The organism is Rhodoferax sp. WC2427 (genome assembly GCF_040822085.1).
Taxonomy (GTDB): Bacteria; Pseudomonadota; Gammaproteobacteria; order Burkholderiales; family Burkholderiaceae_C; genus Rhodoferax_B.
In genome coordinates this window covers 1,850,446-1,872,263 of record NZ_CP162006.1, presented here as the reverse complement: position 1 = coordinate 1,872,263, position 21,818 = coordinate 1,850,446, and the positions used below count along the sequence as shown (strand labels likewise).

Below are 21,818 nucleotides of genomic sequence, written 5' to 3'. Positions count from 1 at the left end.
AAAAAGAGCCGCCTGCGCCGATGGAACAAGCGTGGGCAGCTCCTGATTGGATAGTAAACGGGGCGCGGGGCGATCAGCTGGATGCACCCTCAATGGCACACCATCTTCGCCAGCTCCGGGATACCCACCGGTGGCTGGGTCAGCCAGGGCACCACGAAGCTGCGCGGGGCCAGCCCTGCCGCCATGCGTGCCATCTGCTGGCGCTCGCCTGCCAGCCGTGCCGCCAGCAGGGGGTCGTGGGTGCCCGCAGCCAGAACGCTTTTGTTCAGCACCCAGGCATAGGGTTCGATGTGGGCCCTGCGCAGGTCGTCTTGCAAGGCGGCGGCCTGCGACACCGGGGTTACTTCGGGCAGGGTCACCAGAATGATCTTGGTGTAGGAAGCGTCTTGCAGCCGCATCAGCGGGGTGACCACGTGGCCCGCATTCTTGCCTTCAAACTCCCGCACCATCTGCCGGTGGTATGCGCCGGTGGCATCCATCAGCAGCAATGAATGCCCGGTGGGGGCGGTGTCCAGCACCACAAAGGCGCTGCGCGCTTCGCCAACGATGCGCGAAAAGGCGTGGAACACGGCGACCTCTTCGGTACAGGGCGAGCGCAGGTCTTCCAGCAGCAGCGCCTGCTCCTGCGCGCTCAGGTCGGGCGACTTGGCGGCCATGATCTTGTCGGTATAGCGCTGCGTCTCCACCTTGGGGTCGATGCGGCTTACATGCAGGCCCCGCAATGCGCCTGCCAGTGTGCCCGCCAGGTGGGCGGCGGGATCGGTGGTGCTCAGGTGCACCGTCTTGCCGCGCTGCACCAGGCCCAGGGCCAGCGCCGCGGCGATGGTGGTTTTGCCCACGCCGCCCTTGCCCATCACCATGACCAGGCCGTGGCCCGCCGCCGCCAGCGCGTCGGCCAGCGCCGCCAGGTCCTGGCCCGCAGGGATCGGCTCCACCGCGACCGGCGGCGCAGCGGCCACCGCCGCCTGGTGGGGCGACAGCAGGGCCCGCAAAGCGGGCAGGCCCACGGTGTCAAAGGCCCGCAGCGGCACCGTGTCGTGGGGCAAGGCGCGCAAGGATGCGGGCATCTCGGCCAGGGCCTGTTGCCCCATTGCCTCGATGGCGGCCGCCACGGCATCGCTGGGGTCGCTGGCATGGAACACGCCGTTGATCGCCAGGCGCTGGTTGTGCAGGCCCAGCCCCCTGAGCTCTTCGGCGCTGCGGGCGGCCTCGGCCATGGCCCCCAGGTCTGGGCGGGTGACCAGCACCACGGTGGTCTGGGCCGGGTCGCTCAGGGCCGCCAGCGCTGCCTTGAACCGCTCTTCCTGCATTTTCAAACCCGAATGCGGGCCCAGGCACGAGGCGCCCCGGTCGTTGCCCTCCAAAAACCCGCTCCAGGCCTTGGGCAGGCTCAGCAGCCGCAGGGTGTGGCCGGTGGGGGCGGTGTCGAACACGACGTGGTCAAACCGCGCATCGCGCTCCGAGAGCAGCGAGGCGAACTCGTCGAACGAGGCAATTTCGGTGGTGCAGGCACCCGACAACTGCTCGCGAACCGTCGCCAGCTCGGCGGGGCTGGCCCCCGTGCCCATCTGGGCCAGCACCCGCTGCCGGTACGCTGCGGCCGCCGTGCCGGGGTCGATGTTCAGCACCGACAGGCCCGGCGCACCGGGCACAGCCGTGGGCACATTGCGCAAGGCCACGCCCAGCATCTCGTCCAGGTTGGACGCGGTGTCGGTGCTGACCAGCAGCACCCGCCGGCCCGCGTCGGCCAGGGTCAGCGCAGCTGCGGTAGACAGCGAGGTCTTGCCGACACCGCCCTTGCCGGTAAAGAACAGGTAGTGCGTGGCCTGGCCCAGGAACGCCATGGGCCGGGCCGTGGGCGCAAGCCAGCCCCGCACCTCTTCATACGAGGGCAGCCCCCCACTGTGCAGCACCCTGCCCCCCACGGCGACTGCCGGTGTGGCCGTGACCCCTGCGCGCAAGATTGCACGGGGGTCCTCCACCGTGGCGATCTCGACGGGCACACCCATTTCCTGAGCCACCTGCCTCACCATCGCGATGGTGCTGCGGCCCTGGCTGCAAGCCGGGCCAAAAACTTTGATGTCCATAGGGCCTCCTTGTCGGTAGTTGAATGCAAGCGGGCGCCTGCGGACCAGCGCCCAAGCCCTCAAGCGTGCCCGAACTGCCTGCGCGCCACCATGCGCTGGATCAACCCCGGGCCAACCATTTGGCGGGGCCGCCACCACGGGGACCTGCGCCGCACCACCGCCTCAACGCAAAAACGCAGAAAGTTCTGGTAACCATGCGTAGTCATACGTAAAAAGTGCTTCTGGCGCCTATCCAATCAGCACAAGCAGCTACTTATTCAGTAGCAACACCATCCATGGCACAGGCGCCGATACGCCGGGAAACACTCGGTTTCAAACTCAGCACATCCGATGGCGGGTGCCGCGCACAATCCTCGGGCGAGTTTTTTCGCAGCCGCACCCCAAGGAGAATCATGGTCGAGAAGAGCGCCGTACTGCTGGTGGGCTGGCACCCCAACGCGGTGGACTACAGCAAGTGGCCGGGGCTCACGCCCGACAAGCTGTGGGCCGGATTCAAAGCCGACAGAGTCCGGCTGCAAGCCTTGGGCTACGACGCCGAGCTGGGCCTGATCGAGAGTGCCGACACGGCCGACCAGATCCTCACACAACTCCTGGCAGCCAAGCCCCGCCACTGCGTGCTGATTGGCGCGGGCGTGCGCACCATTCCAGATTACCTGCACCTGTTTGAAAAATTGCTCAACACGGTGCATACCTGCGCGCCCCATGCCAAAATTTGCTTTAACAGTGGCCCCTTCGATTCCGTCCAGGCCATCCAGCGGTGGGTTCCCGCCAGCACCGTGAAGGGCTAAGGTGCACCTTGGGTGGGCACCGTCGGCGGCCTTCTGGCAACCCGCGTCCAAACCCCACAGGAGCGCCTATGCAAATCACCGTATCCACCGTTGTCGCCGCGCCCATCGCCACCGTCTGGGCCGCGTACAACGCCCCCGAGGCCATCAAGGTCTGGAACACCGCCTCGCCCGATTGGCACACCACGGCCTCCACGGTCGATCTGCGGGTGGGCGGCCAGTTCTCGTCGCGCATGGAAGCCAAGGACGGCTCGTTTGGCTTCGACTTTGCGGGTGAATACACCAAAGTCGAGGCCCCCCACCTGCTGGAGTACCGCTTTGGCGAACGCACCGGACGGGTGGAGTTTGCCGAAGGCCCCGCCGGGGTTACCGTGACGGTGACCTTCGACGCCGAAGACACCTACCCCGAAGAGCAACAGCGCACGGGCTGGCAGGCGATATTGGACAACTTTGCGCGGTATGTGGTGGCGGGCAAGGGTTGAGGTTTTCTGCCAGAAATAGGGTTTGATGGGAAAAGTGCCGCTCGCGCTTATCCGGCAAGCGTAAGCAGCTACTCATTCAATAGCAATCTAAAGACGGCACCGTTCAAATCACCCTGAACCCATGCGTCCCATCCCGCCCCAGTTGCTCCACCAGCCCGTACTCCCAGTCCAGATACCCCTGCATGGCCGCCCGCAGGCTGTCGGTGCCTTCGTAGGGGCGGCGGTAGCGGTCGGTGCGCGGGGAGGCCAGGCGGGTTTCGCCTTCTTCCAGGGGCAGGCCTGCGGCGATCCAGGCGGCGGTGCCGCCGTCTAGAACCCACACTTCTGCGCCGGTTAGGCGGGCCACATCGGCGACGGCATAGCGGGCCAGCAGGCTGCTGCCGCAGGTAAGCACGTAGCGGTGGGCGGGTGGAATATTCGCCAACGCCGCAGCCAGGCCGGTGCGGGACACGTACCAGGCACCGGGGATGTGGCGCTTCACGAAGTTCACGCTGGTGGTCAGGTCCAGCACGGCGGTGTGGCCGTCGGGGCCGGCCTGCAGCCAGGCCCAGAGCTGGGCCGGGTCGGTGGCGGCGATGGGGCCTTCTGGCGCGGGCAGCGTGTCTGCAGTGGGGCCGGTGGCGCTCCAGTCGGCGGGCCGGGTGCCGTCCAGCACCCACTCCAACACCCATACCTCCCAGGCCATTTGCGCCAGCCAGGAGGCGGTCATGTTCGCCCGCACACCGTCGGTATCGGCCAACACGATACGGGCACCGCGCACGGGGGCGGTCACGTCGGTTTCCTGCACCAGTTGGCCGCCGGGGGCGTTGCGGAAGCCGGGCAAGTGGCCGCTGGCGAATTCTTCGGCGGTGCGCACGTCCAGCAGGTAGGTGGTGCGCGGGGTGTCGGCGGAAAAACGCTGCAGGTCGCTTGCGTGCGCGCGCTGCACACCGGCGCGGTCGGCCACGGCGCGGGCCTGGCGGGCGGCATCGGGGCTGGTGTGTTCTGTGGTGGTGCGGCCCTGGCGGGCGGCACCCCGGTCGAGCACCTGGCCGGCCAGCGTCCAGCCGATGGTGCCGTTGCGCAGGGCCGATACGGGGTTGGGAATGCCCGCATTCACCAGCGATTGGGTGCCGATGATGCTGCGGGTGCGGCCCGCGCAGTTGACGATGATGCGGGTGTTGGGGTCGGGTGCCAGGGCCTGCGCGCGCAGCACCAGCTCGGCGCCGGGCACGCTGATGCCGCTGGGGATGCTCATGGTCTGGTATTCGTCGAAGCGGCGGGCATCCAGCACCACCACGTCGGCGTTTTGGTCGATCAGGGCCTTGACTTCTTCGGCGGACAGCGACGGCGTGTGGCGCTGCGACTCCACCAGCTCGCCAAAGGCCTTGCTGGGCACGTTCACGTCTTTGAAGATTTCGCCGCCCGCCTCCACCCAGCCTTGCAGGCCACCGGCCAGCAGCGCCACATCGGTGTAGCCCAGTTTGTGCAGCGTGCGGGCCGCCGGGGCGGCCAGGCCTTCGCCGTTGTCCAGCAGCACGATGGGCGTGTCGCGACGCGGAATGCGGCTCCAGGCATCCAGCTCGATGCGCCCGGCGGCGATGTTGCTGGCAAACAGCGGGTGGGCCTGGGCGAAGGGGTCTTCTTCGCGCACGTCGATCAAGGCAATCTCCTGCTTGGCGAGCAGAGCCTGGCGCACGTCCAGGTAGGTTTTTTCAGGGATGGGGGTGGTCATGGGTATCCATTGGAAGAAACGCGGGAAGTTTGCCATTGCACCCCAAACGGGGGCGCTTGCGTGCGGATTCTTTGCATATGGATTCCTGTTTTCCTTCTTTCCCAAAACAACCCAAATCCGGTGCAATCGCCTTCCATCCAAGATTTTCAAAGAGGTACGGCATGCACACATTTCCCGATCACCCGGGTTTGATTCCCCCCTGGTCCCGCCGCCAATGGCTGCGCGCCGCGGGCCTGGCCGGTGTGGCAGGCGCAGCGGCCATCGCGGGGCGCAATGTGCGTGCGGCGGGCAAGCTGCGCGACATCAAACTGGCATGGAACGCGGGCGCGGTGTGCCTGTCGGCGGTGCCGGTAGCGCTGGAGCGCGGCATTTTTGAGAAGCACGGCTTGAACGTGGAGCTGGTCAACTTCGCAGGGTCTACCGACCAGTTGCTGGAGAGCATTGCCACCAGCAAGGCCGATGCCGGTGTGGGCATGGTGCACCGCTGGATCAAGCCGCTGGAGTCAGGCTTTGACGTGAAACTGGTCAGCAGCTCGCATGGCGGCTGCACCCGGCTGGTGGGCTACGCCCCGGCAGGCGTGACCAGTCTGGCCAAGCTCAAGGGCAAGACCATTGCCGTGTCGGACCTGAACAGCCCGGGCAAAAACTTCTTCTCGGTGCTGCTGGTCAAGGCCGGGCTGGACCCGGAAAAAGACGTGAGCTGGCGGCAGTTTCCCGCCGACATGCTGGGCCTGGCGGTAGAAAAAGGCGAAGCCCAGGCGATTGCCGATGGCGACCCGAACCTGTTCCTGGTCGAGCGCCGCACCAAGGGCCTGGTCGAGCTGGCCACCAACCTGTCGGGCGAGTACGCCAACAAGACCTGCTGCGTGGTGGGCGTGAGCGGCAAGCTGGTGCGCAACGACAAGCCCACCGCCGCCGCGCTGGCCCGCGCCATCACCGAGGCGTCGGACTTCATCGCCAACTACCCCAACGAGACCGCCCGCATCTACAGCCCCTATTCCAAGGTACCGGTGGAAGACCTGCGCGCCGTGCTGGGCACGCTGACCCACCGCAACCACCCCAGCGGCAACGACCTGAAAAAAGAGATCGAGTTCTACGCCCGCGACTTCAAGCTGGTGGGCGTGCTCAAGCCCGGCACCGACCCCGCGAAGTTTGCCGAGTACGTATACGCCGACGTTTTGACCTGACACCATGAGCACCGCTGAAAACGCCTTTCACCTGCCTGCCCCCGCCTTGCCGCGGCAGCGCAGCCGACCCCAGATCCGCGCCGCTGCCATCTACACGCCCTGGTGGACCGGCCTGGCCGCCGCCCTGGCCTGGGGCGCGCTGGGCCTGCTCACAGCGCTGTGGCCCAACAAGCCGCAGGGCTTTAACGAGTGGGCCTACACCACCGAATTTGCCTGGTTCGCCGGGGTGGTGGCCGTGGCCCTGCTGGCGCTGGGGCTTGCGCCGTCCACGCCCGCCAAAGTGCGCGTGCTGGGGCCATGGCTGATGGCCCTCGCGCTGGGGCTGGGCGTGTGGGAAGTCTCTACCGCCAAGCTGGGCACGCTGCCGCCGCCTTTTTTTGCACCGCCGCAAAGCCTGGCCGAGGTCTACATCACCGACTGGCCGCGCCTGCTGGAGAGCGCGGCGCATTCGCTGCAGCTGCTGGCGCTGGGTATCGGCATCGGTGCCACTGCGGGCTTTCTGGTCGGGGTGCTGATCGGCTGGTCGCGCCGGGCCAACTACTGGGTGCACCCGGTGCTGCGCGTGCTGGGGCCGCTGCCCACCACGGCCTTGCTGCCGATTTCGTTCTACTTCTTTCCGTCCAGCTGGTCCACGGCCATCTTTTTGATTGCCCTGGGCACGGCGTTTCCGGTGGCCATCCTCACCGCGTCCGGCGTGGCCAGTGTCAACAAGAACTTCTATGACGTGGCCCGCACCCTGGGCGCATCGCCCTGGTTTCTGGTGCTGCGGGTGGCTATTCCTGCCGCACTGCCCCAGGTGTTTGTGGGCCTGTTCATGGGCCTGGGCCATGCGTTTGCCACGCTGGTGGTGGCCGAGATGCTGGGTGTCAAAGCGGGCTTGGGCTGGTATCTCACCTGGGCGCAGGGCTGGGCCGCCTACCCGAACATGTACGCCGCGCTGCTGGTGATGGCGCTGCTGTTTTCCGGGCTGATCAGCCTGCTGTTTCTGCTGCGCGACCGGGTGCTGTCCTGGCAAAAAGGAATTGTGAAATGGTAGCCCCCGTGCAAACTTCCACCTCCACTGGCGCGCACATTGCGGTGCGCAACGTCAGCCACTGGTTCGACCTGCCCGGAGGTCCTCTGCAGGTGATCGCCGACCTGGACCTGGACATCCAGCCCGGCGAATTTGTCGCCCTGCTGGGCCCCAGCGGCTGCGGCAAATCCAACCTGCTGCGCCTGGTGGCCGGGCTGGAACCCGCCACCGCGGGCAGCCTGCAACACGACGGCCGGGCCATCACCCAGCCCGACCCGTCGCGCATCGTGGTGTTCCAGGACCCGACGCTGTTCCCCTGGCGCAGCGTGTGGGACAACGTGGCGCTGGGCCTGCAGGCACGCGGCCTGCTCAAAACCCACGGCCACCGCGTGGACGAAGCGCTGGCGCTGGTGGGCCTGCAAAGTTTTGCCAAGGCCCTGCCGCACCAGTTGTCGGGCGGCATGGCGCAGCGCGTGGCCCTGGCCCGCGCCCTGGTCAACGACCCCAGCCTGCTGGTGCTGGACGAGCCGCTGGGCAAGCTGGATGCACTGACCCGCCTGGCCATGCAGACCGAGCTGGTCGAGCTGTGGCAGCGCAACGGGTTCTCGGTGCTGCTGGTGACGCACGATGTAGAAGAGGCCTTGTTCATGGCGCAACGCGTGGTGGTGCTCTCCGACCGGCCCGCGCGCATCCAGCAGGTACTCGTCAACGACCTGCCCTACCCGCGCCACCGGGGCGACCCGCGGCTGGCAGCGCTGCGGCACCAGGCCTTGTCGCTGCTGGGCCTGGCCGCCAGCTGGTAGACGCGGTTGACATCTCTATCGCCCGAGGGGCTGAACGGGCTGCTGGCCTGGCTGCAAGAAGCCCAGCTTGGCCTGCGGGCGCTGCTGCATGCCCTGGGGCTGGCCCCCGACCTCCACGGCCAACCTGCCTGGCCGTTTGCGCAGCGCATCGCCGGGGAAATGCTGGCGCTGGACGCAGGCCATGCGCGCCAGGTCGCCACCTCGCTGGCCTGCCTGCTGCTGGCCCTGCTTACTGTGGCGGTCTCTCTGTTTTGGCGGCGCGCACGCTACGGGCTGTGGACCGGTGCTGTGGCCGTGCTGTTGCTGGCCCCCTGGCCCGACAGCCGCTTGCTGCTGGCCCCCGCCGTACCCACCAGCCTGCACACATCGCCCAGCGGTTTCACCGCCGACAGCATCGTGCGCGGCCAGGCCGTGTACCAGCAGCAGTGCCTGCGCTGCCACGGCGCGGACGGCAAAGGCGAAGGCGTGGATGCCGCCCAGCTGCCCATGTGGCCGCCCACACTCAACGGCTCGCTGCTGTGGAAGCGGCTGGACGGCGAACTCTTTTGGCGCATCCGCCACGGCATGCAGGCGCGCGATGGCAGCACCACCATGCCCGGCTTTGGCCAGCAGCTCAGCGACACCCAGGTGTGGCAGGTGCTGGACTACCTGCAGGCCAACGCCTCGGGCCAAACGCTGCAGGAGTCTGGTGCCTGGACCTACCCGGTGCGCATGCCCGACGCCCGCGTGCTGTGTCGCCAGGGGGCACACCGCACGCTGCGCGAGCTCACCGGCCAGCGGCTGCGCATTGCCGCCGAAGACAGCAATCTGCAAGACGATCCCCGGCTGGTGACGGTGCATCTGGGTGCTGCCGCGCCCGATGCCGAATGCCAGGCCGACGTCCCCGCCCTGCGCACCGCGCTGGCGCTGGTCGTCGGCGTGCCGGCTGCGCAGTTGGCGGGCAACCAGCTGCTGGTAGACCGGGGCGGCTGGCTGCGCGCCCGGGGCCAGCCGGGCAAGGCGGCGTGGTCGGTGGACGACCTGGTGTGCCGCACCACCACCGTGGCCAGCGCAGCCCCCAAAGGGGATGGCCTGGACGGCCTGATCCGCCGCATGGACGACGAACCGGTGCGGCTGCTGCGCGGCGGGTTTCCGCATTAGCCATTGAAATCAGAAACCGCATGAGGACACACGGTTTTCTTCGTTGTCGCGGCAAAGCATCGCTTTTATCGTTCACCCATCAATCCACCACAAGGAATTCACATGGGTGTCCAGTTCATCGGCATGATCCAGCCGCACGAGGTTTCCGAAACCATTCCCCACACCGGCCCGGCGGTAGACCCCGCCTATGTGCGGGTGTTTGCCCAGGCGCACGAGCATGCGGGTTTTGACCGCATCCTGGTGCCCGCCAGCGCCACCAGCCCCGACACCTTGCTGACGGTGGCCTACGCCGCTTCGGTCACGCAAAGGATCCACTTTCTGCTGGCGCACCGCCCAGGCTTTGTATCGCCCACGCTGTCGGCCCGGCAACTGGCCACACTGGACAACTACACCAATGGCCGCGTTGCAGTGCACTACATCACCGGCGGGTCCGACGAAGACCAGCAGCGCGACGGCGACTTCCTGGGCCACGACGAGCGCTACGCCCGCAGCGACGAATACATCGGTCTGCTGCGCCGGGTGTGGACATCCGAGCAGCCGTTTGACCACGCAGGCACCTACTACCAGGCCAAGGGCGCATGGTCGGAAGTCAAGCCGGTGCAGTCGCCCTACGTGCCCATCTACTTCGGCGGTGCCTCCGCCCCCGCGCTGCAGGTGGCGGGCAAGTATGCCGACGTGTACGCCCTGTGGGGCGAGTCGCTGGCGCAGGCCAGCGACCTGGTGCGCCAGGTACGCGCCGCCGCCGCCCAGCACGGCCGCACGGTGGAGTTCAGCATCTCGTTCCGCCCCATCCTGGGGGCCACTGAAGCCGAAGCCTGGGCCAAGGCCGAGCAGATTCTGGAAGACACCCGCCGCCTCAAGGTCAGCCAGGGCTTCTCGCGTGGTGGCCCGCAGCAAAGCGAAGGCGCGCGCCGCCTGCTGGCCGATGCGGCCCAGGGGGACAGGGTGGACGCGCACCTGTGGACCGCGCTGGCGCGCGAGAACGGTGGCCGCTCCAACTCCACCTCGCTGGTGGGCACGCCCGAGCAGGTGGCCGACGCGCTGCTGAAGTACTACGACCTGGGCATCACCACCTTTCTGATCCGCGGCTTCGACCCGCTGGTGGACACCATCACCTATGGCCGTGACCTGCTGCCCCTGGTGCGCCAGAAGGTGGCCGAGCGCGAGCGGGAAGCAGAACATTTAGCGCTCAAAGCCGCCTGAGTGGGGTTGCCATGAATGCCTCGCTCAACCCCGGCCAGTTGGCCCGTACCCTGGCGGTGGAGTTTGCGGCCCGCGCCGATGCCCATGACCGCGATGCCAGCTTTCCGTTCGACAACTTTGCCGCGCTGCAACAGGCCGGCCTGCTGGCCCTGGCCGCACCGCGTCCCCTGGGTGGCCAGGGGGCCACGCTGGCGCAGCTGGGCGAAGTGATTGGTGCGGTAGGCTACGGCTGCCCGGCCACTGCCCTGGTGCTGGTGATGCAGTACATCCAGCACCGCAGCATGGCCCAGACCGGCCCGGCCGGTCGCACCTGGCCGCAGCACCTGGCCGAGCGGCTGGTGCGCGAGTCAGTGGCCAGCGTGTCACTGGTCAACGCCCTGCGGGTCGAGCCCGAGCTGGGTTCGCCTGCCCGCGGCGGCCTGCCCAGCACCACCGCCCGCTGGACCCCCGACGGCTGGCGTGTATCGGGCCACAAGCTGTATTCCACCGGCGCACCCATCCTGCGCTGGTACGCGGTATGGCTGCGCACCGACGAGGCCACGCCGCGCGTGGGCACGCTGCTGGTGCCCGCCGGTCTGTCCGGCACCCGCATCGTGGAGACCTGGGACCACCTGGGCCTGCGCGCCAGCGGCAGCCACGACGTGGTGTTTGACGACGTGCTGGTCGATCTGGACAACGCCATCGACCTGCGCGAACCCCAGGCATGGGGCGGCGTGGATGCCGGTTTGCAGACCGACATGGCGGTGCTGCTGGGCGCGCTGTACACCGGCGTGGCCCGCGCCGCCCGCGACTGGACGGTGGACTTCCTGCGCCAGCGCAAACCCGCCAACCTGGGCGCCGCGCTGGCCACCCTGCCCCGCGCCCAGGAAACCGTGGGCGGCATCCAGGCCCTGCTGCTGGCCAACGAGCGCCTGCTCGCAGGCCTGGCCCGCGACGTGGATACCGGCGTGCCGGTGTCCACCACCGACAGCGGCCTCCTCAAATCCCTGCTGACGAACAACGCCGTGCAGGCGGTGGAAGCCGCGCTGTCGCTGGCGGGCAACCACGGCCTGTCGCGCCACCACCCGCTGCAGCGCCACCTGCGCGACGTGCTGTGCGGGCGCATCCACACCCCGCAAGACGACAGCGCCCGCATGGCTGCGGGCCGCCACATCCTGATTTCTTAACCACACCCACCACACTATGCAAAGACGTACCTTCCAACAATTCCTGTCGGCCGCGGCCTTCCTGTCTCCCGTGCTGGGCCACAGCCAAACCAAGGTGGTGCTGCGCGCAGGCGACCAAAAAGGCGGCCTGCGCGCCCTGCTGGACGCCGCGGGCGAGCTCAAAACCCTGCCCTACGACATCCAGTGGACCGAGTTCCCGGCGGCGGCCCCGCTGGCCGAGGCACTGAACGCCGACGCGGTGGACTTCGGCCCCATTGGCGACGCGCCCCTGCTGTTCACCCTGGCCGCAGGCAGCCGCGTCAAGGCCTTTGCAGCCAATCGCTCGGACGCTTACGGTACCGCGGTGCTGGTGGCACCCAACTCGCCGCTCAAAGATGCCAGCAGCCTCAAAGGCAAAAGCGTGGCCACCAACCGCGGCTCCATCGGCCATTTCGTCACCCTCAAAGCGCTGGCTTCGGTGGGCTTGAAGCCCGACGACATCCACCTGCGCTTTCTGGCCCCGCCCGATGCCAAACTGGCCCTGACCCAGGGCTCGGTCGATGCCTGGGCCACCTGGGAGCCGTACACCGCGCTGGCCGAAACCGGCGGCCACGCGCGCGTGCTGGTGAACGGGCGCGGCCTGTCCACCGGCCTGAGTTTCCTCGCTGCCACCGACAACGCCTTGCGCGACAAGCGCGCCGCGCTCAAAGACATCCACCAGCGCCTGGTGCGCGCCCAGACCTGGGCCAACCAGCACCCGGCCGAATTCAGCGCCAGCCTGGCCCGCATCATCGGCATCCCCGCCGACGCCGCCCGCCTGCAGTTCGAGCGCCGCCAAACCCGCTGGCAGCCCATCGACGCGCCCGTGCTGGCCGACCAGCAGCGCACGGCCGACTTCTACCTGGAGGCGGGGCTGCTCAAGCAGCGGCTGGATGTGCGGGAGACGTTTGACACGGGGTTTCCGATCAGCGCCTGAACGCAAAAAACGCCCCAAGGGGCGTTTTTTTTAGCCGTCCAAAAATCGCTTACAGCTTGGCGATAGACACTTCGGTGGACTTCACCAGCGCCACCACTTCGCTGCCGACCTTCAGTTCCAGGTCGTTGACCGAACGGGTGGTGATAACCGAGGTGACGATGCCCCAGGGGGTTTCGACATCGATTTCAGAGACCACGTCGCCGCGGATGATTTCTTTGATCTTGCCGCGGAATTGGTTGCGGACGTTGATGGCTTGGATGGTCATGGGAATACTCCTGAGGGTTGAAAAATCGAAAAAATCAAACGATGTGGGCGACTTCGTCAAACGCGAGGCGCGGTCCGCGCGGGTGGGTGGCCTGGTGGTCGGCCACGCCCAGGTTGACCAGAAAATTGGCTTGCCAGCGGCCGTCGGGAATGAAAGCCTGGTTCACGGCGGCGGCATCGAAGCCCGACTGCGCACCCACATCCAGGCCCAGGGCCCGCGCCGCCAGGATCAGGTAGGCACCCTGCAGGCTGGCATTGCGGAAGGCGGTGGATTCGGCGGCCTGGGCATGGCCTTCAAACAGGGGCTTGGCGTTGTAGGCCGGGAACTGGCTGGGCAGGTGCTCGTAAAACTGGGTGTCTTGCGCCACGATCACGGTGACCCCAGCCGCCGCCGTCTGCGCCCGGTTGCCCGACGACACCGCGGGCAACAGCCGGGCCTTGGCCTCGGCGCTGCGCACAAACACGTAGCGTGCGGGCTGGGCATTGAAGGCCGTGGGGCCCCACTTCAGCAGTTCGTACAGCTGGCGGATGGTGGCATCCGTCACCGGCACGGCCTGGAAGGCGTGGACGGTGCGGGCCTTGCGGAACAGCTGGTCCAGCGACAGATCGGGCAAAGCTTGGAGTGTGGTCATAAAAACAGGGTTTGCTATTGAATAAAGAGCTGCTCACGCCCATTGAATAAGCATGAAGCGCACTTTTTATATAAATAAGTGAAACGGCTTTGGGCCTGTGCCATCACACCGCCCAGCGCAGGCCAAAGAGAGGCGTCAAATCGCCACCCCGTGCTCTATCGGTGGGCGTAGACCGCTCTGGTTTCTGTAGCACGCGGTCGAGGATGCGTTTTTCGATGCGGGCGAACTCGGCGTCGCCGTGCCAGCGCGGGCGGGCCAGGGCGATGTTTTCATCGAGGGCGATGCGGCCGTCTTCAATCAGGATCACCCTGTCCGCCAGGGCCACGGCCTCTTGCACGTCGTGGGTGACCAGCAGCGCGGTGAAGCGGTGCTTTTCCCACAGCCCTTCGATCAGGCGGTGCATCTCGATGCGGGTCAGCGCATCCAGCGCGCCCAGGGGTTCGTCCAGCAGCAGCAGGCGCGGGTTGTGCACCAGGGCGCGGGCCAGGGCCACACGCTGGCGCTGGCCGCCCGAGAGCTTGGCGGGCCAGTCTTTTTGCCGGTCGGCCAGGCCCACCTGGGCCAGCACTTTCTTGCCCTGCTCACGCTGCGACTTGGGCAGGCCGATCAACACGTTGTCGATCACCTTGCGCCAGGGCAGCAGGCGGGCGTCCTGGAACATGATGCGGGTGTCTTCGCGGATGCCGTCAATCGCCTGTGCATCCAGCTGCAGGCTGCCTCCGCTGGCCGCCTCCAGCCCGGCCACCAGCCGCAGCAAGGTGCTTTTGCCGCAGCCGCTGCGCCCGACGATGGCGACGAACTGGCCGGGTTCGATGGTGAGCTGGGTGTTGTGCAGCACCGTGCGCTCGCCGTAGCGTTTGCTCAAAGATTGCAGCTGCAGGCGTACGCCGCCGGTAGTTGGGGAATCAGACATGGTTTTCCTTCAATGCGTTGTGGCTTGGTAGCCGGGGTGCCAACGTAAAAAATAGCGTTCTAAACCACGTGCAAACACGTCGGCCAGCTTGCCCAGCAAGGCGTAGAGCAGGATGCCGACCAGCACGATGTCGGTCTGCAAAAACTCGCGGGCGTTCATGGTCAGGTAGCCGATGCCGGCCTGGGCCGAGATGGTTTCGGCCACGATCAGAATCACCCACATCAGCCCCAGCGAGAAGCGCAGGCCCACCAGGATGCTGGACAGTGCGCCCGGCAAGATGATGTCGCGGTACAGCTGCCAGCGCGTCAGGCCGTAGCTGCGCCCCATTTCGATCAGCGCCGGGTCCACGTTGCGGATGCCATGGAAGGTGTTGAGGTAGATCGGAAAGAACACCGACACCGAGATCAAAAACAGCTTGGCCGTCTCGTCAATGCCAAACCACAGAATCACCAGCGGAATCAGCGACAGCGCCGGGATGTTGCGCACCATCTGCAGGCTGGAGTCGAGCAGGGTCTCGAAGAACTTCACCGAGCCGGTCAGCAGGCCCAGCACCAGCCCCAACCCGCCGCCAATCGCTAAGCCGGTCAGCGCGCGCCAGGCGCTCACGCTTACATGCTTGGCCAATTCGCCCGAAGCGGCCAGGGTCCAGGCGGCCTTGAACACGTCCAGCGGCGCGGGCAGGATGCGGGTGGCCAGCCAGCCGGTGCTGCTGGCGATCTGCCAGGCCACCACCAGCACGATGGGCAGCAACCAGGGCAGCAGGCCCTGGCCCACGCTGGCGGCAAACGCCTGGAACGGAAAGGGGTTTTCTGGCGTGTCGGGAGCTTCGGCCACCGTGGTGGGGAACGGCGTGGTTTGCAGCTCACGCTCGTAGGTCAGGGGGCCGCTCATACCGTGCTCGCCTGCGATGCGTCGGGTTCCAGAAACTCCAGCTGGTTGCCCGCCGGGTCTTTGACATAGAAGCGCAGGTAGCCCACCAGCGGGCGGCTTTCTTCCAGCGGCACCTGGGCCGACAGCAGGCGGTTGCGCAGCGTGGGCAGGCCTTGCACCTCGAACGCCAGGTGCGAGGGAATGGCGTTGGGCTGCCAGTTGTCGGTAGGCACCAGGTCGATGCGCTGGTGCCCGGCCACAAAGCGCAGCGGTGTCCCGGCGGGCCCGCTGGAATGGAACTCGGTCAGGCCGATCAGCTGGTTGTAGAAGCGCCGGATCTGCGCCTCGTCGCCCGCGCGGAACGGCAGCTGGGCGTGGTGGATGGAGTGGATGTTCATGGACTTTTTCCTTTAGCTCTGGGATACACGCGGCAGGTAGTCGTTGGCGACGATTTCGCCAAATCCCCCCTTGGCGCGCTGGGTGCCCAGCTGGTCTTGCAACTTGCGCGGCAGCAGCGGGAACACCAGCTCGGCAAAGCGGTAGGCCTCTTCCAGGTGCGGGTAGCCGGACAGCACAAAGGTGTCCAGCCCGATGTCGGCGTACTCCTGCATGCGGGCGGCCACCGTCTGCGGGTCGCCCACCAGGGCCGTGCCCGCGCCACCGCGCACCAGGCCCACACCGGCCCAGAGGTTGGGGCTGATCTCCAGGTCGGCGCGGGAGCGTTTGGTGCCACCCGCGTGCAAGGCGGCCATGCGGCGCTGGCCTGCGGAATCCATCTTGGCGAATGCGGCCTGGGCGCGGATGACGGTGTCGTCGTCCAACTTGCTGATCAGGCTGTCGGCGGCGGCCCAGGCCTCGGCATCGGTTTCGCGGACGATGACGTGCAGGCGGATGCCAAACTTGACGGTGCGGCCATGCTTGGCGGCGCGGGCGCGCACGTCGGCTACTTTCTTGGCGACTTCAGCGGGTGGTTCGCCCCAGGTCAGGTAGGTGTCGACCTGCTCGGCCGCCAGGTCGTGCGCCGCGTCGGACGAGCCGCCGAAGTACACCGGCGGATACGGCCTTTGCACCGGCGGGTACAGCAGCTTGGCCCCGGTGACGCTGAGGTGCTCGCCTTCGAAGGTAAACGGCTCGCCGCTGTGGCTGCGGGCCAAAATCTCGCGCCAGATGCGGATGAACTCGGCCGACTGCTGGTAGCGCTGGGCGTGGTCCAGGTACACGCCGTCGCCTTCGAGCTCGGACTGGTCGCCACCGGTCACCAGGTTGATCATCAGCCGCCCGCCAGACAGGCGGTCAAAGGTGGCGGCCATGCGCGCGGCCAGGCTGGGCTGGTGCAGGCCGGGGCGCACGGCCACCAGGAACTTCAGGCGCTGGGTCACGGGCAGCAGGCTAGCCGCCACCACCCAGGGGTCTTCGCACGAGCGACCGGTGGGCAGCAGCACGCCTTCATAGCCCAGGCTGTCGGCGGCCTGTGCCACCTGCTTCAGGTAGTCGTAGTTGATTTCGCGCGCGCCCTGGGCGGTGCCGAGGTAGCGGCTGTCGCCGTGGGTGGGGATGAACCAGAAAACTTGCATGGAAACCTCAAAAAAGTTAAAGCTTCAACAGGGCGTCGGCCACGTTGAGGGGTTTGGGGATCAGCCCGATCTTGAAAAATGCCTGCGCCGCGCGCTGCTGGTCGGCCACGGTGGAAGCCGCCAGCGGGGCCACGGGTGAGCGTGGGCGGCGCGTCAAAAAAAGGCTGACCACGCCCGCGTCCAGGCCGCTGAAGTCGGCGATCAACTGGATGGCCTGCTTGCGGTCGTCCTGCGCCAGGCGGTCGGCGCGGGTGAGTTCTTCAAACAGCACGGCAATCGCCTGCGGGTGCTGGCTGGCAAATTCGCGCGAGGCCAGGTAAAACGAGTTGTTGTTTGACAGGCCGCGGCCATTGGCCAGCACACGGGGCTGCACGGCCAGCTCGGTGGCGGCGTAGAACGGGTCCCAGATGGCCCAGGCGTCCACACTCTTGCGCTCGAACGCGGCCCGCGCATCGGCGGGGGTGAGGTAGATGGGCTGGATGTCGCTCCACTGCAAACCGGCCTCTTCCACCGCGCGCACCAGCAGAAAGTGGGCGCTCGACCCCTTCTGCAGTGCCACCTTGCGGCCCTTGAGGTCGGCCAGGGTGCGCAGCGGGGAATCGGCTTGCGTCAGGATGGCCGAGCTGTCGGGTTTGGGTGGCTCGGCGCCTACGTAAACCAGGTCCTTGCCTGCGGCCTGGGCAAACACCGGGGGCGCGTCGCCGGTCAGCCCGAATTCCAGGCTGCCAACGGACAAGGCTTCCAGCAGTTGCGGCCCGGCGGGGAATTCCAGCCAGCTCACCTTGGTGCCGGGAAAGCGCTTCTCCAGCCAGCCCAGCTGCTTGGCGATGACCAGGTTGACGGCGGATTTCTGGTAGCCGATCCGTAATTGCTGCAAAGGCTGCAATGGCACATCTGCTGCGTTTTTTGTAGCTGCTTGCGCCGATGGAATAAGCGCTAGAGGGCTAAAAATGCCAAAACTTGCGGCACTCGCCGCCAGCACGCGCAGCAGGTTGCGTCGGTCGTTGGGGTGGTCCATGCCGGTCTCCTCAGGCCAGGCCTGCCTGGGCGGCTTCCAGGATGCTGATCTTGCGGGGCAGCAGCTTCAGCTCCCAGAAGGTGTCGGCAATCACTTGCTGCTCGGCCAAGATGGCTTTGGTGATGGGCACGGTGCCATAGGCGGTGCGGTTCACCGACACCTCGACCACGGCGCGGTCCAGGCCCAGCACGGTAGCGTATTCGGTGGCCGCCTCGGCGCGCTGGCTACCGGCCCATTTTTCGATCGCGCCCACCTCTTCCACGGCGATGCGCAGGATGTCGGCGTTCTTGTCGGCGTAGCTGCGCGAGGTGAAGTAGTAGCCGCGGTTGTTAACCACGCCAGTGGCATCGGCCAGCACGCGGGCGTCCAGGGTCTTTTGGGCCGAGGCCAGGAACGGGTCCCAGATGACCCAGGCGTCCACCGCGCCCTGCGCAAAGGCGGCACGGGCATCGGCGGGTGGCAGGAAGACCGACTGCACGTCGCTGTAGGCCAGGCCATTTTTCTCCAGCAGCTTGGCCAGAAAGAACTGCACGTTGGAGCCCTTGTTGTAGGCCACCTTCTTGCCTTTGAGGTCGCTGACCTTCTGGATGGCCGAGCCCTTGGGCACGATCACCGCTTCGCTGCTGGGGCGCGGCACGGTGGCTGCCGCGTAGACCAGCGGCGCACCGGCGGCCTGGGCGAAGATGGGCGGGGCTTCGCCCACGTCGCCGAAGTCGATGGCGCCGACGTTGAGCGCTTCGAGCTGCACCGGCCCGGCGTTGAACTCGGTCCAGGTCACGCTGACGCCCAGCGGGGCCAGGCGCTTTTCCAGCGTGCCGCGGGCTTTCAAGAAGCTCAGCACACCCTTTTGGTTGCCGATGCGCAGCACGCGTGGAGCCTGGGCGAAGGCGCTGAAAGCCGGTGCGGCCAGCGCGCCGACGGCGAGCAGCGAGCGGCGGGAAATCGAGGGTAGGTTCGTCATATCAAGGTCCTTGGGGAGTGCGCAGGCAAGGCTTCGCCCTGCCGCGCTGCAGCCGTATCAAAAAAGTGGGGAGAACCGGGGAGCGTCTAGACGCTACAGCGCACGCGCGAGAAATGGATGGGCGCGTTGGCGGCGTGCTTGCCCCAGTCCTTGGACACTGGCAGCAGGCCCGCTGCACGCTGCAGGCGCTGCGCCAGGTCGTCGTCGAGCTGGTGGCCGTCGGGTGGCAACAAGACCACTTGCCCGTCGGTGGCAAACACGCCCGACAGGATGTGGTCGGCCCCCAGCGACTGCAGCACCGGGCGCAGGGCGTAGTCCAGCGCCAGCATGTGGTTCGGGCTGCCGCCGGTGGCCATGGGCAGCACGGTCTTGCCCTTGAAGGCCGTCTGCGGCAGCAGGTCCAGAAACAGCTTCAGCACACCGCTGTAGGCGGCCTTGTAGATCGGCGTGGCCACCACAATGGCCTGGGCCCGCGCCACCTTGGCCACTGCCTGCGCAATGCTGGGGTGGGCCACATCGGCCAGCACCAGGGCCTGGGGCGACAGGTCGCGGATCAGCACCCGCTCCACCTGCGCGCCGCGCAATTCCAGGTGCAGCTGCACCGCATCGAGCAAGGCCGCGGAGCGCGAGCGTTCGGACGGGCTACCGGCAATCAGAAGAATGGACATGCCGGGCTCCTTACTTTTTGCCGTAGATCTGGTCGAACACGCCGCCGTCGGCGAAGTGGGTTTTCTGCGCCTTGGTCCAGCCGCCGAAGAGTTCGTCGATGGTGAACAGGTTCACATGGCCGAACTGCTTGGCGTACTTGGCGGCGGCAGCCTTGTCGCGGGGGCGGTAGAAGTTCTTGCCTGCCAGGTCCTGGCCCACCGGACTGTACAGGTACTGCAGGTAGGCCTCGGCCACCTTGCGGGTGCCGCGCTTGTCCACCACCTTGTCGACCACGCTCACCGGCGGCTCGGCCAGGATGGACAGGCTGGGGGTGACGATCTCGAACTTGTCCTTGCCGAACTCTTGCAGCGCCAGGTAGGCTTCGTTTTCCCACGCGATGAGCACGTCGCCCTGGCCGCGTTCGGTGAAGCTGGTGGTGGCACCGCGGGCACCGGAATCGAGCGTCACGGCGTTGCTGTAGAGGGCCTTCACAAAGTCACGGGCATGGGCTTCGTCGGCACCGTTCTTCTTGACGGCGTAGCCCCAGGCGGCGAGGTAATTCCAGCGTGCGCCGCCCGAGGTCTTGGGGTTGGGCGTGACGATGCCAACACCGGGACGCACCAGGTCCGACCAGTCGGCAATCTTCTTGGGGTTGCCCTTGCGCACCAGGAACACGATGGTGCTGGTGTAGGGCGAGGCGTTTTGCGGCAGGCGTTTTTGCCAGTCGGCAGGGATCAGCTTTCCGTACTCGTTCAGCGCATCCACGTCGTAGGCCAGGGCCAGGGTGACCACATCGGCCTCCAGCCCGTCGATCACCGAGCGCGCCTGCTTGCCCGACCCGCCGTGCGACTGCTTGATGGTGACCTCTTGCTTGTTTTTGGCCAGCCAGTCCTTGGCGAAGGCCGCGTTGAAATCTTTGTAGAACTCGCGGGTCGGGTCATACGACACGTTGAGCAAGGAGACAGGCGCGGGGGCCTGGGCATGGGCAAAACCAGCGACCGAAACGGCAAGGGCGATCAGGGTCTGGGACAGTTGGCGGCGGGTCAGCATAGAGATTCAAGATTCCAAAGTTGTGCGATGGGTTGGATTCTGGAAGCACACCGTCAAAACTGGAACGAATGAATTCTCAGTTGTTTATTACTAAAACGTCTCAAGCGCAAAAATTTCCGGGCATAGGGGTTTAAAAATGCGCGGCAGACCGGACTTAATTGGCATGCAGTACGCCGTGCCTGCTTGTACTTGCGCAGGCTGCGGCTACATTCGTTTACATGTCGGTGCCGGGGCGCTCCACCTCCGGCGAACAAAGTGCCAGTGTCCGAGAGTCTGTTTACGATGTGTTGGGGCTTGGAATAAATCGTAAGCAGCTTCTGAGAGCGTGGTGCCACCGACGCCATATTTTCCGTGGCGAGCCTCCACGTGAAGATCGCCAGCCAATGATCCAAAGGCGTATTGAATGCAGTTTTTCTTCCGTCGCAGCCCACAAACCTGGGTGGCTGCGACAAGTTGTCTTTTTCTTTTTCTGGGGGCCCGCACCACGTGGGCACAAGAACATTTCAAACCCGATGTGGTGCGAAAATACGGCGGCACCTACGCCACCCAATGCAACAGCGCCGATGCGCCCCGATTGCGGGTGTTGCGTGACGCGCTGGTGGTCGAGCAAGGCGATAAACGCATTGTGGGGCGCAAAGTGCAGACGGATTTCTCGTACCTTGCCGCTTCCCCACCACCTTTTTTCAAACTGACCTTGGCCAGCAAGGTGCGGTCAGGCTCGACTTTGGACTTTGTGGTGTTTGAAGACAAAACCGGCACCAGCATCCACCTGCGTGCCGATGCAGCACTGCAAGCGCCCCTGGGCAAATCGATGCTCAACGCCACCTACCGTCGCTGCGATGAAGCCCCCGCACCCAGCGCCTCAGCCCACACCACCCAAAACGAGCCGATGAGCGATGCCGAGAAAATCCTGCTCAATCCGACATTCAAGGCCAACTACCTGCGGGTTTTGGGGCCCTTGGCACGCGAGCCTTGGCTGGCCAAATTCAACGGCCCCCGCCCGCCAGCACGGCGTGTTCGGGTGGCGGGCGTGGACTACCTGCTACTGTTGGTGTGCAAACCCCATGAATGCACCGGCTTCAACGCCGCGCTGCTCTACGCCGAAGACCGCGACCGCCTGTTCGGCAAGATCTACCAGCAGGGCCGCAGCGACTACCTGGGCGAGCCGCCGTCCGACATCGCCGATGCCCTGGACGCGCTCTGGACCAGCCAATGGCAACCCCAATAGCCAACAAGCGTATTGCTACATAAATAATAGCTGCTTATGCTCATTGGACAAGCGCAGACTGCATCTACGGCATAGAAGCCCTGATTTCACCGCGTAAACCCTTGGGCACTGTCGCTGCACCCGCAG

At 66.3% G+C, this 21,818-nt stretch carries 22 protein-coding genes; 10 read left to right on the top strand and 12 right to left on the bottom strand.

The genetic code is table 11. The annotated features are described in order from the left end of the window. Positions 1 to 89 precede the first annotated feature (89 nt). On the bottom strand, positions 90 to 2,087 hold the full coding sequence (gene arsA, locus AB3G31_RS08850) for an arsenical pump-driving ATPase (protein WP_367849818.1): 1,998 nt from the start codon (positions 2,085 to 2,087) through the stop codon (positions 90 to 92). A 392-nt stretch (positions 2,088 to 2,479) separates the two neighbouring features. Between arsA and AB3G31_RS08845 the strand changes: the two genes are divergently transcribed. Then, positions 2,480 to 2,875, top strand: a complete 396-nt coding sequence (locus tag AB3G31_RS08845) for a hypothetical protein (RefSeq protein ID WP_367849817.1) — start codon at positions 2,480 to 2,482, stop codon at positions 2,873 to 2,875. Positions 2,876 to 2,943: 68 nt separating this feature from the next. Beyond that, positions 2,944 to 3,354: an SRPBCC domain-containing protein gene (locus AB3G31_RS08840; RefSeq protein ID WP_367849816.1), complete on the top strand. Its 411-nt coding sequence runs from the start codon at positions 2,944 to 2,946 to the stop codon at positions 3,352 to 3,354. Positions 3,355 to 3,457: 103 nt separating this feature from the next. Here the strand turns inward: AB3G31_RS08840 and AB3G31_RS08835 are convergent, their stop codons facing one another. Further along, positions 3,458 to 5,068: a rhodanese homology domain-containing protein gene (locus AB3G31_RS08835; RefSeq protein WP_367849815.1), complete on the bottom strand. Its 1,611-nt coding sequence runs from the start codon at positions 5,066 to 5,068 to the stop codon at positions 3,458 to 3,460. A 161-nt stretch (positions 5,069 to 5,229) separates the two neighbouring features. Between AB3G31_RS08835 and AB3G31_RS08830 the strand changes: the two genes are divergently transcribed. From AB3G31_RS08830 to AB3G31_RS08800, 7 genes are all read left to right on the top strand, one after another. Beyond that, a complete protein-coding gene (locus AB3G31_RS08830; RefSeq protein WP_367849814.1) occupies positions 5,230 to 6,255 on the top strand; it encodes an ABC transporter substrate-binding protein in 1,026 nt (341 codons plus the stop codon). Positions 6,256 to 6,259: 4 nt separating this feature from the next. After that, the gene (locus tag AB3G31_RS08825) at positions 6,260 to 7,291 is read left to right on the top strand and encodes an ABC transporter permease (RefSeq protein ID WP_367849813.1); all 1,032 of its coding nucleotides are present in this window, start codon (positions 6,260 to 6,262) and stop codon (positions 7,289 to 7,291) included. Beyond that, positions 7,285 to 8,070 (top strand): ABC transporter ATP-binding protein, encoded by a 786-nt coding sequence (locus AB3G31_RS08820; protein WP_367849812.1) that lies wholly within the window; start codon positions 7,285 to 7,287, stop codon positions 8,068 to 8,070. Before AB3G31_RS08825 ends, AB3G31_RS08820 begins: the two co-directional genes overlap by 7 nt. Before the next feature lie 6 nt (positions 8,071 to 8,076). Next, positions 8,077 to 9,210, top strand: a complete 1,134-nt coding sequence (locus tag AB3G31_RS08815) for a cytochrome c (protein WP_367849811.1) — start codon at positions 8,077 to 8,079, stop codon at positions 9,208 to 9,210. A gap of 102 nt (positions 9,211 to 9,312) precedes the next feature. Beyond that, positions 9,313 to 10,413, top strand: coding sequence for an LLM class flavin-dependent oxidoreductase (locus AB3G31_RS08810; RefSeq protein ID WP_367849810.1), 1,101 nt, complete (start codon positions 9,313 to 9,315; stop codon positions 10,411 to 10,413). Between the two features lie 11 nt (positions 10,414 to 10,424). Continuing rightward, positions 10,425 to 11,579 carry an acyl-CoA dehydrogenase family protein gene (locus tag AB3G31_RS08805; protein WP_367849809.1) on the top strand — a complete coding sequence of 385 codons (1,155 nt, stop codon included), beginning with the start codon at positions 10,425 to 10,427 and terminating at the stop codon, positions 11,577 to 11,579. A 16-nt stretch (positions 11,580 to 11,595) separates the two neighbouring features. Continuing rightward, complete coding sequence (locus tag AB3G31_RS08800; protein WP_367849808.1) at positions 11,596 to 12,534, top strand: ABC transporter substrate-binding protein; 939 nt, start codon at positions 11,596 to 11,598, stop codon at positions 12,532 to 12,534. Between the two features lie 49 nt (positions 12,535 to 12,583). Here AB3G31_RS08800 and AB3G31_RS08795 read toward each other — a convergent pair whose 3' ends face one another. From AB3G31_RS08795 to AB3G31_RS08750, 10 genes are all read right to left on the bottom strand, one after another. After that, entirely contained in the window at positions 12,584 to 12,799 is a 216-nt protein-coding gene (locus tag AB3G31_RS08795; RefSeq protein ID WP_315185761.1) for a molybdopterin-binding protein, read from the bottom strand. A gap of 34 nt (positions 12,800 to 12,833) precedes the next feature. Further along, on the bottom strand, positions 12,834 to 13,430 hold the full coding sequence (locus tag AB3G31_RS08790; RefSeq protein ID WP_367849807.1) for a malonic semialdehyde reductase: 597 nt from the start codon (positions 13,428 to 13,430) through the stop codon (positions 12,834 to 12,836). Positions 13,431 to 13,533: 103 nt separating this feature from the next. Further along, positions 13,534 to 14,343 carry an ATP-binding cassette domain-containing protein gene (locus AB3G31_RS08785; protein WP_367849806.1) on the bottom strand — a complete coding sequence of 270 codons (810 nt, stop codon included), beginning with the start codon at positions 14,341 to 14,343 and terminating at the stop codon, positions 13,534 to 13,536. Positions 14,344 to 14,352: 9 nt separating this feature from the next. Next, complete coding sequence (gene ssuC, locus AB3G31_RS08780; RefSeq protein ID WP_367849805.1) at positions 14,353 to 15,234, bottom strand: aliphatic sulfonate ABC transporter permease SsuC; 882 nt, start codon at positions 15,232 to 15,234, stop codon at positions 14,353 to 14,355. Next, the gene (locus AB3G31_RS08775; RefSeq protein WP_367849804.1) at positions 15,231 to 15,611 is read right to left on the bottom strand and encodes a VOC family protein; all 381 of its coding nucleotides are present in this window, start codon (positions 15,609 to 15,611) and stop codon (positions 15,231 to 15,233) included. The genes ssuC and AB3G31_RS08775 overlap by 4 nt, the downstream gene beginning before the upstream one ends. 12 nt (positions 15,612 to 15,623) lie before the next feature. Then, entirely contained in the window at positions 15,624 to 16,787 is a 1,164-nt protein-coding gene (gene ssuD / locus AB3G31_RS08770; protein WP_367849803.1) for an FMNH2-dependent alkanesulfonate monooxygenase, read from the bottom strand. Between the two features lie 16 nt (positions 16,788 to 16,803). After that, positions 16,804 to 17,805, bottom strand: a complete 1,002-nt coding sequence (locus tag AB3G31_RS08765; protein ID WP_367849802.1) for a sulfonate ABC transporter substrate-binding protein — start codon at positions 17,803 to 17,805, stop codon at positions 16,804 to 16,806. A 10-nt stretch (positions 17,806 to 17,815) separates the two neighbouring features. After that, positions 17,816 to 18,766 (bottom strand): sulfonate ABC transporter substrate-binding protein, encoded by a 951-nt coding sequence (locus AB3G31_RS08760; RefSeq protein WP_367849801.1) that lies wholly within the window; start codon positions 18,764 to 18,766, stop codon positions 17,816 to 17,818. A gap of 86 nt (positions 18,767 to 18,852) precedes the next feature. Then, positions 18,853 to 19,434, bottom strand: a complete 582-nt coding sequence (gene ssuE, locus AB3G31_RS08755; protein ID WP_367849800.1) for an NADPH-dependent FMN reductase — start codon at positions 19,432 to 19,434, stop codon at positions 18,853 to 18,855. A 10-nt stretch (positions 19,435 to 19,444) separates the two neighbouring features. Next, positions 19,445 to 20,464 carry a sulfate ABC transporter substrate-binding protein gene (locus tag AB3G31_RS08750; RefSeq protein ID WP_367849799.1) on the bottom strand — a complete coding sequence of 340 codons (1,020 nt, stop codon included), beginning with the start codon at positions 20,462 to 20,464 and terminating at the stop codon, positions 19,445 to 19,447. Positions 20,465 to 20,978: 514 nt separating this feature from the next. Between AB3G31_RS08750 and AB3G31_RS08745 the strand changes: the two genes are divergently transcribed. Beyond that, entirely contained in the window at positions 20,979 to 21,692 is a 714-nt protein-coding gene (locus AB3G31_RS08745; protein WP_367849798.1) for an Ivy family c-type lysozyme inhibitor, read from the top strand. Positions 21,693 to 21,818 lie beyond the last annotated feature (126 nt).